This is a genomic window from Streptomyces radiopugnans (assembly GCF_900110735.1).
Taxonomy (GTDB): domain Bacteria; phylum Actinomycetota; class Actinomycetes; order Streptomycetales; family Streptomycetaceae; genus Streptomyces; species Streptomyces radiopugnans.
Window position 1 is genome coordinate 19963 of the sequence record NZ_FOET01000001.1, and the last position, 15136, is coordinate 35098.

The 15136-nt window shown below is 74.0% G+C and carries 8 protein-coding genes; 3 read left to right on the forward strand and 5 right to left on the reverse strand.

Annotated features, from left to right (window positions below; translation table 11 throughout):
• Positions 1–107 precede the first annotated feature (107 nt).
• On the reverse strand, positions 108–566 hold the full coding sequence (locus tag BMY40_RS00085; protein WP_245769762.1) for an Rv3235 family protein: 459 nt from the start codon (positions 564–566) through the stop codon (positions 108–110).
• A 269-nt stretch (positions 567–835) separates the two neighbouring features.
• On the opposite strand from BMY40_RS00085, the gene BMY40_RS00090 reads away from it, so the two are divergent.
• The 3 genes from BMY40_RS00090 to BMY40_RS00100 all read left to right on the forward strand — a co-directional run bounded on the left by BMY40_RS00090 (position 836) and on the right by BMY40_RS00100 (position 7495).
• Positions 836–1351 carry a DUF6912 family protein gene (locus BMY40_RS00090; protein ID WP_093655592.1) on the forward strand — a complete coding sequence of 172 codons (516 nt, stop codon included), beginning with the start codon at positions 836–838 and terminating at the stop codon, positions 1349–1351.
• A gap of 94 nt (positions 1352–1445) precedes the next feature.
• Positions 1446–2129 (forward strand): HAD family hydrolase, encoded by a 684-nt coding sequence (locus BMY40_RS00095; protein ID WP_093654068.1) that lies wholly within the window; start codon positions 1446–1448, stop codon positions 2127–2129.
• A gap of 329 nt (positions 2130–2458) precedes the next feature.
• Entirely contained in the window at positions 2459–7495 is a 5037-nt protein-coding gene (locus BMY40_RS00100; RefSeq protein ID WP_093654070.1) for an NAD-glutamate dehydrogenase, read from the forward strand.
• A 116-nt stretch (positions 7496–7611) separates the two neighbouring features.
• Here BMY40_RS00100 and BMY40_RS00105 read toward each other — a convergent pair whose 3' ends face one another.
• The 4 genes from BMY40_RS00105 to BMY40_RS00120 all read right to left on the reverse strand — a co-directional run bounded on the left by BMY40_RS00105 (position 7612) and on the right by BMY40_RS00120 (position 14850).
• Positions 7612–8502: a carbohydrate ABC transporter permease gene (locus tag BMY40_RS00105; RefSeq protein ID WP_093655594.1), complete on the reverse strand. Its 891-nt coding sequence runs from the start codon at positions 8500–8502 to the stop codon at positions 7612–7614.
• A 142-nt stretch (positions 8503–8644) separates the two neighbouring features.
• Complete coding sequence (locus tag BMY40_RS00110; protein WP_093654072.1) at positions 8645–10006, reverse strand: carbohydrate ABC transporter permease; 1362 nt, start codon at positions 10004–10006, stop codon at positions 8645–8647.
• Positions 10007–10032: 26 nt separating this feature from the next.
• Positions 10033–11418 carry an ABC transporter substrate-binding protein gene (locus BMY40_RS00115; protein ID WP_093654074.1) on the reverse strand — a complete coding sequence of 462 codons (1386 nt, stop codon included), beginning with the start codon at positions 11416–11418 and terminating at the stop codon, positions 10033–10035.
• Between the two features lie 180 nt (positions 11419–11598).
• Positions 11599–14850: an FHA domain-containing protein gene (locus BMY40_RS00120; protein WP_093655596.1), complete on the reverse strand. Its 3252-nt coding sequence runs from the start codon at positions 14848–14850 to the stop codon at positions 11599–11601.
• Between the last annotated feature and the right edge of the window lie 286 nt (positions 14851–15136).

Sequence of the window (15136 nt, forward strand, 5' to 3'; positions counted from 1 at the left end):
TTTTCCGTACCGCACGGGCCCCCGCGTCCCGTGCGGCGTGGTCGGGGCACCGGTCGCACCGGTCGGGATGGTCTTACCGGTCCGGCCGCCCGGGACGGCCGGGGCGGTCAGGACACGGTGTCGAGTTCGACGGCGGAGCACAGCCAGCGCTGGTCGCGGGAGCGCTCCAGGCGGAAGGCCAGAGCGCGCAGCCGGTCGCCGGCGGCGATCCGGGCGAACGCCTCGACCGCGCCGGGACGGGGCTGCGACCAGCCGACCTCCCGGACCACCGGAGCCGGTCCGCCCGTCACCGCCGACCGCAGCGGGGTCAGCGGGGCGAGCCGGACCAGTTGCTCGTACGCCTCGTCGCGGGTGTGGCCGAGCAGCAGGTGGACCGGCCGCAGACCGCTGAGGACGAGCACCAGCCGGTGTGCGAACCAGTAGGGCGGCAGCCGGTCGCGTTCGCGCTGCCGGGCGGCGAGCAGGGCCGAGCGGGCCGGCCGCCGGGAGTCCCGGCGGCCGGGAGGGGCGGTACGGCTGGTGGGCGGCATGGTCTTCTCCCCGTGGTCTTGTGCGGTCTCCCGCACGCCGATCCGCTTACTGGGCGGTAACTTCCATCCCGGTTTCTACTGGGCGGCCCGCGGTGCGGCAACGACCGATGGACGGTGGCGGCGTGCTGTCTGTGTTTCACCTGTCCGGTGGAGAAGTCGCCGGGGCTTGACGGCCGAGGCCGCTGACCTGCGCCGTCCGCCCGGCACGGGCGGACGGGCCCGGGCGGGACCGGGGGCGTTCGGCGCGCGGAAGCCGCCGTATGCTGTCGGAGCACCCGGAGCGGCCTTACACGAAAGTGGTGGCGATGCGCGTCTATGTCCCCCTCACCCTGCCCGGCCTGGCGGCCGCGCACCGGGCGGGCGAGCTCGGCCCCGGCCCGCTGACCGCCTACGCGGTCACCCCCGGGCTGCGCGAGTGGTACGTCTCGGACGACATCGAGGAACTGGAGTACGCCGCGCTCGGCCGCGCCGCGCAGGCCTCGCTGCGGCTCCTGGCCGTCGCCCCGGACGTCCCGCGCCGCCGGGTCGTGGTGGCCGTCGACGTGCCCGACCGCGAGGCCGTGGCCGACCCGGACCGGGGCCTGGACCCGGCCGCGCTGGGCGAGGTGCGCATCGAGCGGGCCGTGCCGCTGGAGCGCGCCGCCGCCGTACACGTCGACGGGGACGACGCCGAGGCGGACGTCGCCGCGGCGGCGCAGGCGCTGGGCGCGGCCGACCAGGGCGACGACGACGCCCGCTTCACGGTGGACGGGGCGGACGACCACGAGCTGCTGTGGTACGCCACCCAGGAGATCGGCGACATCGTGGAGGAGCTGGGCTGAGCCCGCTCCCGGCCGGCGCCGCGGGCCCGGCCCGCCGGCCCGTCCCGCCGACCGCGTCTGTCGCTTGTCACACCCAGCCCTTACCGTCGTGGGTATGGACTCGGGCACGGGGAGAGCCCACATCGTGTGGGACTGGAACGGCACGCTGCTGCACGACATCGACGCGGTCATCGCGGCGACCAACGCCGCCTTCGCCGAGATAGGGCTGCCCGCCATCACGCTGGAGCGCTACCGGGAGCTGTACTGCGTACCGGTGCCGCGCTTCTACGAACGGCTGATGGGCCGGCTGCCCACCGACGAGGAGTGGGCCGGAATGGACGAGGTCTTCCACCGGCACTACTTCGCGCGCGTCGAGCAGGTGGGGCTCGCCGAGGGCGCGGCGGAACTGCTCGCCGCGCGGCGGGAGGCCGGGCTGACCCAGTCGCTGTGCTCCCTGGCCCCGCACGACCACCTGGTGCCGCTGGTGCGCCGGCACGGCATCGAGGAGCACTTCGTCCGGGTCGACGGGAACCTCGGCGGCGGCAGCGGGTCGAGCGTCGGCAAGGCCCGGCAGATGGCGGCGCACGTGGCGGCGCTCGACGGGTTCGATCCCCGCCGCACCGTGGTGGTCGGCGACGCGGTGGACGACGCGGTGGCGGCCGCCGCCGTGGGCGCGCGGGCCGTGCTGTACACCGGCGGCTCGCACAGCAGGAGCAGCCTGGAGGCGGCCGGGGTGCCGGTGGTGGACAGCCTCACCGAGGCGGTGGAGGTGGCCGAGCACGTGATCGCGGGGGACTGAGAGCGCCGTACGCCGTGCCGCCCGCGGCCCGGTGGATGCTGTCCACAACGTCCAACTCCGGCCCCCGGTTTTGTACACATACTGTCCATGACGGGGCCCGGTCGAGGAGGGGTAGCCTAGCCGCGTGATCAGCGAGACACCCGCGGGAGGCAGTGCCGCCTCCGATCCCGGGCACCCGTGCGACGCCGCCGGGACCGGGGATGCCGCAGGTCACATCCTCTCCGGGCATGACGCCCCGCTCCGGCGGACACTTGGTGTGCCGGCGCCAGACCCTCAGAACCCTCAACGCCTTGACGTCACGCAACGGCGCGCGACAGGAGCCAGACGACATGCAGACCAAGCTGGACGAAGCAAAGGCCGAGCTGCTCGAACGAGCCGCCCGGGTCGCCGATAGCGGTACCGCCGGCAGCCAACCCGTACCGGGGCTGGACGCCGGGGCCCTCGGCCCGTACCTCCAGCGCTACTACCTGCACACCGCTCCCGAGGACCTCGCCGACCGCGACCCGGTCGACGTCTACGGGGCCGCGGTCTCCCACTGCCGGCTGGCCCAGCAGCGCCCCCAGGGCACCGCCAACGTCCGCGTCCACACCCCGTCCGTCGAGGAGAACGGCTGGACGTGCACCCACAGCGTCGTGGAGGTCGTCACCGACGACATGCCCTTCCTGGTGGACTCGGTCACCAACGAGCTGACCAGGCAGGGACGCGGCATCCACCTGGTGGTCCACCCCCAGGTCGTCGTCCGCCGCGATGTCACCGGCAGGCTGCTCCAGGTACTGGACGCGGGCGCCCGGCCCCGGGGGGAGATGCCGGACGACGCGCTCACCGAGTCCTGGATCCACGTCGAGATCGACCGCGAGACCGACCGCGACGACCTGAAGCGGATCACCGCCGACCTGCGGCGCGTCCTGTCCGACGTGCGCGAGGCCGTCGAGGACTGGCAGAAGATGCGGAACGCCGCGCTGCGGATCGCCGACGGCCTGCCCGACGAGCCGCTCGCCGGCGACCTGCCCGAGCAGGAGGTCGAGGAGGCGCGTGAGCTGCTGCGCTGGCTCGCGGACGACCACTTCACCTTCCTGGGCTACCGCGAGTACGAGCTGACCTCCGAGGCCGCGGACGGGAACGAGGAGCTGCTGCTCACCGCCGTCCCGGGCACCGGCCTGGGCATCCTGCGCTCCGATCCGCACCACGACGACCGCGGCGACGGCGACCGGGGAGGAGACGAGGGCGGCGCACGCGGCGGTGACCACGACGGCGCGTCCCCCCGCCCCCACGCACCCGCCCACACCCACGCCCACCCGGTGTCGCCCTCCTTCAACCGCCTCCCGGCCGGTGTCCGCGCCAAGGCCCGCGAGCACAGGCTGCTGGTGCTCACCAAGGCCAACAGCCGGGCCACCGTCCACCGCCCCTCCTACCTCGACTACATCGGGGTGAAGAAGTTCGACGAGGCCGGCAACGTGGTGGGGGAGCGCCGTTTCCTCGGCCTGTTCTCGTCGGCCGCGTACACCGAGTCGGTGCGCCGGGTGCCCGTCATCCGCCGCAAGGTCGAGGAGGTGGTCGGCTCCACCGGCTTCGTCCCCGACAGCCACGACGGCCGCGACCTGCTCCAGATCCTGGAGACGTACCCGCGCGACGAGCTCTTCCAGATCCCGGCCGACGAGCTGCGCGAGATCGCCACCTCCGTGCTGTACCTCCAGGAGCGCCGCAAGCTCCGGCTCTACCTGCGGCAGGACGAGTACGGCCGCTACTACTCCGCGCTGGTCTACCTGCCGCGCGACCGCTACACCACCGCCGTGCGGCTGCGGATGACCGACATCCTCATGGAGGAGCTGGGCGGCAACAACGTCGACTTCACCGCCTGGAACACCGAGTCGGTCCTCGCCCGGCTGCACTTCGTCGTCCGCGTCCCGCAGGGCACGGAGCTGGCGGAGCTGACCCACGCCGACGCCGAGCGCATCGAGGCCCGGCTGGTGGAGGCCGCCCGGTCCTGGGCCGACGGCTTCTCCGAGGCGCTGGTCGCCGAGGTCGGCGAGGAGCGGGCGGCCCGGCTCGCCCACCGCTACGGCGGCGCCTTCCCCGAGGGCTACAAGGCCGACTTCCCGCCCCGTACCGCCGTCGCCGACCTCCAGTACATCCAGGGGCTGGAACGGGGAGAGGGCGTCAGCGACTTCGCGCTCAGCCTGTACGAGCCGGTCGGGGCCGGCCCCGGCGAGCGCCGCTTCAAGATCTACCGCACCGGCGAGCCCGTCTCGCTCTCCGCCGTGCTGCCGATCCTCCAGGCCATGGGCGTGGAGGTCGTCGACGAGCGTCCCTACGAGCTGCGCTGCGCCGACCGCTCCCCGGCGTGGATCTACGACTTCGGGCTCCGGCTGCCGGCGAACCACGCGCAGAACCTGGAGGGGGACGCCCGCGAGCGCTTCCAGGACGCCTTCGCCGCCGTCTGGAGCGGCGAGGCCGAGAGCGACGGCTTCAACGCGCTGGTGCTGTCGGCCGGACTGACCTGGCGGCAGGCGATGGTGCTGCGCGCCTACGCCAAGTACCTGCGGCAGGCCGGCTCGCCCTTCAGCCAGGACTACATGGAGGACACCCTCCGCCGCAACGTCCACACCACCCGGCTGCTGGTCAGCCTCTTCGAGGCCCGCCTCTCCCCGGACCGCGCCGCCGCCGGCCACGAACTGACCGACGGCCTGCTGGAGGAGCTGGACGGGGCGCTGGACCAGGTCGCCTCGCTGGACGAGGACCGCATCCTGCGCTCGTTCCTCACCCTCATCAAGGCCACCCTGCGCACGAACTACTTCCAGCCGCGCGACGAGGAGTCGGGCCGGCCGCACGCGTACGTGTCGATGAAGTTCGACCCGCAGGCCATCCCGGACCTGCCCGCGCCCCGCCCGGCGTACGAGATCTGGGTGTACTCCCCGCGCGTGGAGGGCGTGCACCTGCGGTTCGGCAAGGTCGCCCGCGGCGGCCTGCGCTGGTCCGACCGGCGCGAGGACTTCCGCACCGAGATCCTGGGCCTGGTCAAGGCGCAGGAGGTCAAGAACACGGTGATCGTGCCGGTGGGGGCCAAGGGCGGCTTCGTCGGCAAGCGGCTGCCCGACCCCTCGGTGGACCGCGACGCCTGGCTGGCCGAGGGCGTCGCCTGCTACAAGACCTTCATCTCCGGCATGCTCGACATCACCGACAACCTCGTGGGCGGCCAGGTCGTACCGCCCGAGCGCGTGGTGCGGCACGACGGGGACGACACCTACCTGGTCGTCGCGGCCGACAAGGGCACCGCCTCCTTCTCCGACACCGCCAACGAGGTCGCCACCGCCTACGGCTTCTGGCTCGGCGACGCCTTCGCCTCCGGCGGCTCGGCCGGCTACGACCACAAGGCCATGGGCATCACCGCCCGCGGCGCCTGGGAGTCGGTCAAGCGGCACTTCCGCGAACTCGGGCACGACACCCAGACCGAGGACTTCACGGTCGTCGGCATCGGCGACATGTCCGGGGACGTCTTCGGCAACGGCATGCTGCTCAGCGAGCACATCCGGCTGGTGGCCGCCTTCGACCACCGCCACATCTTCCTCGACCCGGACCCGGACGCGGCCACCTCCTACGCCGAACGCCGCCGGCTGTTCGAACTGCCGCGCTCCTCCTGGGCCGACTACGACACCTCGCTGCTGTCGCCCGGCGGCGGCGTCCACCCCCGCAGCGCCAAGTCCATCCCCGTCAGCGCGCAGGTGCGCCAGGCGCTGGGCATCGAGGGCGGCGTCACCAAGATGACGCCGGCCGAGCTGATGAGGGCCATCCTCAAGGCCCCGGTGGACCTGCTGTGGAACGGCGGCATCGGCACCTACGTCAAGGCGTCCACCGAGACCGACGCCGACGTCGGCGACAAGGCCAACGACGCGATCCGCGTCAACGGCCGGGACCTGCGCGTGCGGGTCGTCGGGGAGGGCGGGAACCTGGGCCTGACCCAGCTCGGCCGCATCGAGTTCGCGCACGAGGGCGGCCGGATCAACACCGACGCCATCGACAACAGCGCGGGCGTGGACTCCTCCGACCACGAGGTCAACATCAAGATCCTGCTCAACTCGGTCGTCGCCGAGGGCGACATGACCGTCAAGCAGCGCAACGCGCTGCTGGCGGAGATGACCGACGAGGTCGCCGAGCTGGTGCTGCGCAACAACTACGCGCAGAACGTGGCGCTGGCCAACGCGATGCGGCAGGCACCCGACCTGCTCCACGCCCAGCAGCGGCTCATGCGCAGCCTCTCCCGCCAGGGACGGCTGGACCGTCAGCTGGAGTTCCTGCCCGCCGACCGGCAGATCCGCGAGCGGCTGGCGCACGGCCGCGGGCTGACCCAGCCCGAGATGGCGGTGCTGCTGGCGTACGCCAAGATCACCGTCACCGAGGAACTGGCGGACACCGGTCTGGCGGACGACCCGTATCTGCAGCGGCTGGCGCACGCGTACTTCCCCAGCGCGCTGCGCGAACGCTTCCCCGAGCAGATCGAGCGCCACGCCCTGCGGCGCGAGATCGTCACGACCCTCCTGGTCAACGACACGGTCAACACCGGTGGTTCGACCCTGGTGCACCGGATGAAGGAGGAGTCGGGCGCCTCGGCGGAGGAGATCGTGCGGGCGCACACCGCCTCCCGGGAGATCTTCGGCCTGGCCCGCGTCTGGGACGAGGTCGAGGAGCTGGACAACACGGTGGCCGCCGACGTCCAGACCCGCATGCGGCTGCACGCCAGGCGGCTGGTCGAGCGGGGCACCCGCTGGCTGCTCAACAACCGGCCGCAGCCGCTGAAGCTCGCCGAGACCATCGAGGTCTTCCAGGAGCGGGTGGAGGTGGTCTGGTCCCAGCTGCCCAAGCTGCTCAGGGGCGCGGACCTGGACTGGCACCAGAGCGTCAACGACGAGCTGACCGGCGCCGGGGTCCCCGGTGACCTGGCGTTGCGGGTGGCGGGCTTCTCCTCCGTCTTCCCCGCCCTGGACGTGGTGGCCGTCGCCGACCGCACCGGCCGTGAACTGCTGGACGTCGCCGAGGTCTACTACGACCTGGCCGACCGGCTGGGCATCACCGAACTCCAGGACAGGGTGAGCGAGCTGCCGCGCTCCGACCGCTGGCAGTCGATGGCCCGCGCGGCGATCCGCGAGGACCTCTACGCCGCCCACCAGCTCCTCACGGCGGACGTGCTGGCCTCCGGGGACGGCAGTGCCACGCCCGAGCAGCGCTTCAAGGCCTGGGAGGAGAAGAGCGCCGCCGTCCTGGGGCGGGCCAGGGCCACGCTGGAGGAGATCCGCGAGTCGGACACCTTCGACCTGGCGAACCTGTCGGTGGCGATGCGCACGATGCGCACACTGCTGCGCAGCAACCGCTGACGCGCCGGAGCGCCGAGCGCCGGGGCACACCGGACCGGGGGAGCAGCGGGAGAGCACGGTGGGAGGGGGCGGCCGGACGGCCGCCCCCTCCCACCGTGTACGGCGCGGTACCGGCCCTACTTCACCGCGCCGGCCATCACGCCCGAGACGAACTGCCGCTGGAAGGCGAAGAACACCACCAGCGGGATCACCATCGACACGAACGCGCCCGAGGCCAGCACGTCGATGTTGTTGCCGAACTGGCGCACCTGCTGCTGCAGGGCGACCGTGATCGGCGGATCGCCCGCGTCGGCGAAGATCAGCGCGACCAGCATGTCGTTCCACACCCACAGGAACTGGAAGATGCCCAGCGAGGCGATCGCCGGGCCGCCCAGCGGCAGGACGACACGGGTGAACAGCCGTACCTCGCCGGCGCCGTCCAGCCGCGCCGCCTCCAGGAGTTCGCGCGGGATCTCGGCGAAGAAGTTGCGCAGCAGGAAGATCGCGAACGGCAGGCCGAAGGCCGTGTGGAAGACCACCACGCCGACGGTGGTCTCGAAGATCCCCAGGGTGTTGAAGAGCTTGGCCACCGGGATCAGCGCCACCTGCACCGGCACCACCAGCAGCCCGACGACGGCCAGGAACCACCAGTCCCGGCCGGGGAAGTCCAGCCAGGCGAAGGCGTATCCGGCCAGCGAGCCGATCACCACGACCAGCACCGTGGAGGGCACGGTGATGACCAGGGTGGTCAGCAGGGAGCCGGTGATGGCGTCGTTCTCCAGCAGGGAGCGGTAGTTGGAGGCCGTCAGCTGCGACCAGTCGCCCAGGGCCGTCCACCAGCCGGAGGAGGAGACGTCGGAACGCTCCCGGAAGGACGACAGCAGCAGCCCGGTCGTCGGCAGCAGCCACAGCAGGGCGACCACGACCAGGGTGAAGCGCACCGCCCAGTGCCCGGTGAGCGCGGCGATCCGCGCGCCGAGCGGCCGGCGCGTCCGGCCGTTCCGCCTCGGCCCCGTCGGTGCGGGCACGGGCGCGGGCGCCGGCTCGGGGCCCGGTGCCGTGTCGGAGAGAGTGCTCACCGTCGGTTCCCCCTCCTCGGCCGCCGGACGTCGCTGTGCCGGTCAGGGGGACAGCCCCCCGCCCCCCCGCCGGGGTGGTGTCGGCTGGTGCTCATCGCCTGCCCTCCCGCCTCAGCCGCCGGATGTTGAAGACCATCACCGGCACCACCAGCAGCAGCAACAGCACCGCGATGGCACTGCCCACGCCCTGGTCCGCGCCCGTGCCGAAGGACGACAGGTACAGCTGGAGCGCCAGCACGTTCGCGTCGGACTGGGTGGCGCCCGGGGCGATGATGTAGACGAGGTCGAAGATCTTCAGCACGTTGATCATCAGGGTGACGAGGACGACCGCGAGCACGGGTGCCAGCACCGGCACCGTGACCCTGCGGAAGACCTGCCACTCGTTCGCGCCGTCCACCCGTGCGGCCTCCAGCAGTTCGCGGGGCACCCCCGCCAGGCCCGCCGCGATCAGCACCATCGCGAAGCCCGCCCACATCCAGACGTAGGAGGCGATGATGGCCGGGGTGATCAGGGACGGGCCGAGCCAGTTGACCCCGTTGTAGGCCTCGGTGAAGTTGGAGGCGGGCAGCCGCAGATGGGCGCCGTCCGCCTCGGCGGGCAGGGTGAAGACGCCGTCCTCGCCGGTGGTGGCGGTGGCCACCACCCTGCCGTCCCGCACGGCCTCGACCACCACCCCGGCCAGGGCCTTCTCGCCCGGGTCGACGACGTTCGGCTCGCCTCCGCCGCCCTTGGCGAAGTCCACCCAGACTGTGCCGGTGATCCCGCCGTCGCCCGCGGGCCGCGCGGGCGACGCCTCGGCGGCGTCGGCCAGGTCCTGGGGAGGTACGCCCACCAGCGGCAGGTTCGCCGGGTCCGCGGCGTCCACCGCGGACCCGGTGGTGTACGCGCCGCCGCCGGTCTTCTCCAGGTCCCCGTTCGGCCGCGGCCGGGCGCCGGGCCAGGCGGAGGCCTCGTTGAAGGTGTCGTGGATTCCGACCCAGACGGCGTTCGCCACCCCGCGGTCCGGGTCCTGCTCGTACACCAGGCGGAAGATGATGCCCGCGGCGAGCATCGAGATGGCCATGGGCATGAAGACGATCAGCTTGAACGCGGTGCCCCAGCGAACCCGTTCGGTCAGCACCGCGAAGATCAGCCCGAGGGCGGTGCAGACGGTCGGGGCGACGATCACCCAGATCGTGTTGTTCCTGATCGCGGTCAGGGTGTCGTCGTCGGTGAACAGCTCGACGTAGTTGCCCAGGCCGACGAATCCGGTGCCGGATGCGTCGAAGAGGCTCCGGTAGACCGAGTAGACGATGGGATAGACGACCAGCGCGCCCAGCAGCACCAGGGCCGGCAGCAGGAAGCAGGCCGCCAGCCAGGGCCGGGTGCGGACGATGGAGGAGCGGCGGGTCCCGGGGGCGGGCGGACCCGGCGGGCCGGGGGCCGCCGGGCCGCCCGCTGTGGCGGTCGACATGGCAGTCGTGCCTCCGTCCCGGCCCGTCAGTCGCCGTACGCCTTGGCCGCGGCGGCCTCCAGCTCCCGCTGGGCGCCGGCCACGTCCCCGGGATCGGCCAGGAAGTCCTGGAGCGCCTTCCACTCGCCCTCGCCCTTGGTGCCGCCGAAGGCGGCCGGAGCCTGGTCGGACATGTCGAAGCGGAAGTCGTCGCCCGCGGCGATCAGCGCCTCGGCGATGTCGCGCTGCACGTCGTCGGGGTAGACGGAGGTGTCCAGCTCCTTGTTGGGCGAGACGAAGCCGCCCTGCTCCGCCCAGATCGCGGCGGCGTCGGTGGAGGCCAGGAAGGTGAGCAGGGCGTGGGCGCCCTCGCCGTCCTTCAGCGCCACCGCCGCGTCGCCCGCGCTGACCACCGGAGAGCTCTCGCCGACGGCCGGGAAGGGGAAGACCTTGGCGTCCTGGCCGATCTCCGCCTCGGTGTCGCCGATGTTGACGGCGACGAAGTCGCCCTCGTAGACCATCGCGGCCTGCGGCTCCTGGACGTCGGCGAAGACCTGGGTGACGGACTTGGGGAACTCCGTGCGCAGCGCGCCCTGGTTGCCGCCCGCCAGCAGTTCCTTCCTGCCGAACAGCTCGCCGAGGGTGGTCAGCGCCTCCTTGACGGAGGGGTCGGTCCACTTGATCTCGTGCTTGGCGAGCCGGTCGTACTTCTCGGGCCCGGCCTGGGAGAGGTAGACGTTCTCGAACCAGTCGGTGAGCGTCCAGCCGTCCGCGCCGCCGACCGAGACCGGCGGGACGCCGGAGTCGGAGATGGTCTGGGCGGTCTCCAGGAACTCGTCCCAGGTCTTCGGCTCGCTCACGCCCGCGTTCTCGAAGGCGGTGGTGTTGTACCAGACCAGGGACTTGTTGGCGGCCTTGAAGTAGACGCCGTACTGCTCGCCGTCGTGGGCGCCCAGATCCCGCCAGCCCTGGGAGAAGTTCTTCTCCAACTGCTCGCGCGCCTCGGCCTTGAGCGGCTTGATCCAGCCCTTCTCGGCGAACTGGTGGAGCACGCCGACCTGCGGCAGCATCGCCACGTCCGGCGGCGCGCCGCCCTCGATCTTGGAACCGACGAAGGTCGCCACGTTGTCGCCGGTCGGGACGAAACCGACCTCGGCGCCCGTGCGTTTCTCGAACTCGTCGAGGACCCTGCGGAAGTTCTTCTGCTCCGGGCCGGTCCACACGGCCGCCACCTGGAGCTTCTGCCCCTTCAGATCCGGTAGTTCGACGGTGGACTCCCGCTCGTCGCCCGCTCCGTTCCCGGAACCCCCGGACTTGTCGCCCCCGCCGTCACCTCCGCCGCAGGCGGCCGTCAGCGACAGTGCCAGCGCCGCGGCCAGCGCGATGCCCGCTCTGCGGGCCCGCGATCGAGTTGTACGGACAGAAGTGCGCATAGCTCACCGTCCCCACTGTGGACACGGCCGGTCGTCGAAAGGCCGCGCCGTACGTCCCGTTCGGTCAGTCCTACGCCTGAACACATTGCCCGGCAACAGTGCTTCACATGTCAACTCGCCGTTCGTGACCGGCTCGTGACCGTAAGGCCCGACCTCCCCTGCCGGACGGGCCCGCCGGTGTCACATCAGCGAGGGGGGCGCGGGGGCGCCGGCCTCGCGGGCGGCGCGCTCGACCGCGCTGGCGAGCAGCGCCAGATCGGTCGGCCCGTTGCCCAGCTCGCGTACGGGGCGGCGGGTGGGGGGATCCCCGGCGCGCGCCCAGTCCAGGGGGACCACCGTCGGCCGCAGAGTCGCCGTGCGGGGTATGCGGCCCGAGACCCGGCCCGCCTGGAAGGCGGTCACCGAGCCGTCCGGCCGGTGCAGCGACCCGCGCCCCGGCAGCGGCCCCTCCGCGGGGCCGCCCCGGCCGTCGGAAGCGCCCCGGCCGTCCGGCTCGTCGCGGGTGTCGGAGCCAAGGAAGGCCCGCAGGACCGCGCCCTGCCCGGTGGCCGTCCGCCCGGTGTGCTCCGGCCGCCCGGTGGCGGCTATCAGATGAACCCCCAGCCGCGCCCCGTCCCGTGCCACGGCCTCCAGCGCCCGGACCACCGAACCGGCCGCCGGCCGGCCGGGGTTGCCCAGGGCGGGGGCGACCAGCGTGTCGAAGTCGTCGACGAGGACCACCAGCCGGGGCAGCGTCTCCGGGGTGGCGGCCTCGGTGGGATCCGCCTCCCCGGGCGCACGGAGCTTGAGAGCGCCGGGCTCGGCGCCCGTGCCGGAGCCCGTGCCGGAGCCCGTGCCGACCCCCGTGCCGGAGCCCACGCCCGCCCGGGGAACGCCCGCGGCCCGGCGCTGGGCGACCACCCGGGCGGCCGGGCCGCCGTTGGGGCCGCCGGCGGCATGGTGCCGCGCACGCGACACCTCCGCCGCGTACGCCTCGTACGGGCGGTCGCCGAGCAGTTCCGCGCGGCGCTTCAGCTCACCGCCCAGGGCCTGGGCGAACTCCCGCATCCGCACCGGATCCCCCGCAGCCAGGTACGTCGTGGCGTGCGGCAGGTCGCCGCAGACCCGCAGCCCGTCGCCGTCCCCGTCCACCAGGACCAGGGCCAGCCTGTCCGGCCGCTCCCCGGCGGCCAGCGAGGCGGCCGCCGAGCGCAGCAGCTCGGTCTTGCCGGAACCGGCCGGACCCGAGATCAGGAAGGGGCCGTGGCCGGCCGCGAGGTCCGCGGTGACCGGGCCGTGCGGGCCCGCGCCCAGCACGGCCTCGGCCCGCGGACCGGCGGGTGCGCCGCGCTCGGCGGGGTCGTCGGCCCAGCGGGCCAGTAGCGCCGCGGGAGTGGCCCGGGCCAGGCCCAGCTCCTCCAGCAACCGGGAACTCGGCGGCAGCGGTACGGGACGGGCCGTGGACGGGCCCCTGGCCGCGTCCGCCTCGCGCAGTGGTGCCAGCGCCCGGGCGAACCGCTCGGCCCAGGCCGACGACACCCCGTCCACGGTCGCGACCGGGGCGTTCGCCGGATCCGTGCCGCGCGCCACCACCCGTATCGCCGTGGCGACGGCGCCGCTGAGCAGGCCGACCGCCCCGCAGGAGCGGAAGGCGGGGGAGACGGCGGCCGCCGCCTCCAGAGTCGCGGCGAGCGGGGAGGTGGGGGTGGCGGCCGCCGTCTCGGCCAGGCACAGCAGATGGACGCCGGCGGACGGCCCGTGCGCCGCCAGCCGGGCCACGGCGTCGCGCAGTTCGGCCGGACCCGGGTCGCCGTCGACCACGGCGACCGTCAGCGGACCGCAGCGCGCGCTCGCACCCGCGCCCGGCTCCGGCTCCTCCAGCCGCCGCAGCAGCTCCTCGGTGCGGGCGGCGGCCTGCTCGCGGTCGTACGCCAGCAGCAGGCGGCAGTCCTGGCCGTGGGCCGGGCGCAGGTGCGGCAGCCAGCCCAGCCAGGACCAGTCGGCGCCCTCCGCCGCGTCGTGCGCACCGCCGCGGGGCGCCCGGCCCGGGGCGATCAGCACGATCTCCAGGGCACCCGGCCCGTGCAGCGCGGTGAGCTGGGCGAGGACCGAGCGCACCAGCGGCAGCAGCCGGGCCCGTGGACCGGCCAGTCCCAGCGAACCCGTACGCCGCAGGTCCACCGTCACCGGCTCGACGGCACCGGCCGCGCCGCGGACGGAACCGAGCCGGACGGTCAGCGCGTCGGGGTGGCCGGCGCCGCGCTCCCACAGGCGGGGGCCGGGGCCCAGGGCGGTGAGCAGGATCTCCGACGGGTCGGGCCAGCGCTCCTCGCCCGCGGGTACGGCGGGCACTGCGCACGGGCCGGGCCGCGCCCGGCCCGTGCCGTGGGCGTCCGCGCCGTCATCCTCCGGCCGCCCTCCGGTGAGCCGCCGCGCCCAGGCGCCCAGGCCGCCGCGCCGGGGCCGCCCCGTGGCCGGGCCGCCGCCGGGAGGCGCGATCCCGGCCCCGTGGGTGCCGCCGCCGGAGGGGAAGGGGTGGTCGGCGCGGCCGTGCTCGATCTCCTCGGCCGCACCCGGACCGCCGGGGACGTACGGGGTGGCCGCCGCCCCGGGGCCGCCCGGACGGCCGTCCCCGGGTCCGTACGGAGGCAGCGCCGCCCGGCCCAGCCCGCTGACCGTCTCGGCGGTGGGGGCGGCGGTGGGTGTGGCGGTGCCCGCGGGACCGGCAGCGGGCGCGGAGCCCTGCTCCGGGAGCAGCCCGGCCGCACCGGCACCTCCCGCGGCGATCCGCAGATGCCCCTCCCCGTCCGGAAGGGCGGGAGGCCCGCCCGGCAGCTCCTCCGCCCCGGCCCGCAGCCGTACGGCGGACTCGCCCAGCCGCAGCGTCGCGCCAGGAGGCAGCGGCACCGGGCGGTCGTGGACCGCGGCGCCGTCGACCGTCGTGCCGTTGGTGGAGGCCAGGTCGGTGACCGTCACCACCCCCGACTCCGCCACGGTGACCATGCAGTGCAGCCGGGAGACGTCCGGATCGTGCAGCGGCACGTCCGCCTCGGCGGAGCGGCCGACGCGCACCTGCCCGCCCCGCAGCAGATGGACCCCGCCCGCGTCCGGTCCGGCGACCACGTGCAGCCGGGCGCGCGCACCGGCGGGAGCCGGGCCGTGGCCCCAGGGGGCCGTCGGTCCGTACAGGGACACCACCGCGCCGTCCACCAGCGGCGGCACTCCCAGCATCTGGCGCCCGGCGTCCAGCCGCTGCGCGCCGGAGAACACCGCCACCGCCTCCCCGGAGCCCGCGGCGGGCGCGGCGCCGGCGGAGGCGGCCGCCGCCGCGAGGGCGCCGGTCACCGCGGAGAGTGTCGTGCCCGCGGGGGCGGTCACCAGCACGTCGCAACCGCCGGTGCTCTGCTCCGCGTGACCGCCGCGCGGCCCGAGGACGGTCAGCCGGATCTGCATCGACATCGGCCCCTTCAGTCCCGTGATGCTGGATGCATCCTCGCACCGACCACTGTCATCGCACCCACGATCCTCCGTCGAATGATCTTGATTGGTCGGCTGTGCACGCAAATGTGGCCGGTAATTGCCCGTCCACAGCGCGTTTCGCTCCGATGCGAAAACCCGGACGACCGCCCGCCGCTCCTGGAGGGCCGTCCGCACGGGTCCGGGACCGGCCCACCGGCAACCGTCCGCCCGCGCGGCGCGTCCGACAGGGCGCGGGGACAGGGCGCGGGACGCCCGGACG

What these genes read in the sequence shown, in the direction of transcription:
- BMY40_RS00095 (WP_093654068.1), top strand. Translation starts at nt 1,446, where the DNA reads ATGGACTCGGGCACGGGGAGAGCCCACATCGTGTGGGACTGGAACGGC.
- BMY40_RS00090 (WP_093655592.1), top strand. Translation starts at nt 836, where the DNA reads ATGCGCGTCTATGTCCCCCTCACCCTGCCCGGCCTGGCGGCCGCGCAC.
- BMY40_RS00120 (WP_093655596.1), bottom strand. Translation starts at nt 14,850, where the DNA reads ATGCAGATCCGGCTGACCGTCCTCGGGCCGCGCGGCGGTCACGCGGAG.
- BMY40_RS00110 (WP_093654072.1), bottom strand. Translation starts at nt 10,006, where the DNA reads ATGTCGACCGCCACAGCGGGCGGCCCGGCGGCCCCCGGCCCGCCGGGT.
- BMY40_RS00100 (WP_093654070.1), top strand. Translation starts at nt 2,459, where the DNA reads ATGCAGACCAAGCTGGACGAAGCAAAGGCCGAGCTGCTCGAACGAGCC.
- BMY40_RS00115 (WP_093654074.1), bottom strand. Translation starts at nt 11,418, where the DNA reads ATGCGCACTTCTGTCCGTACAACTCGATCGCGGGCCCGCAGAGCGGGC.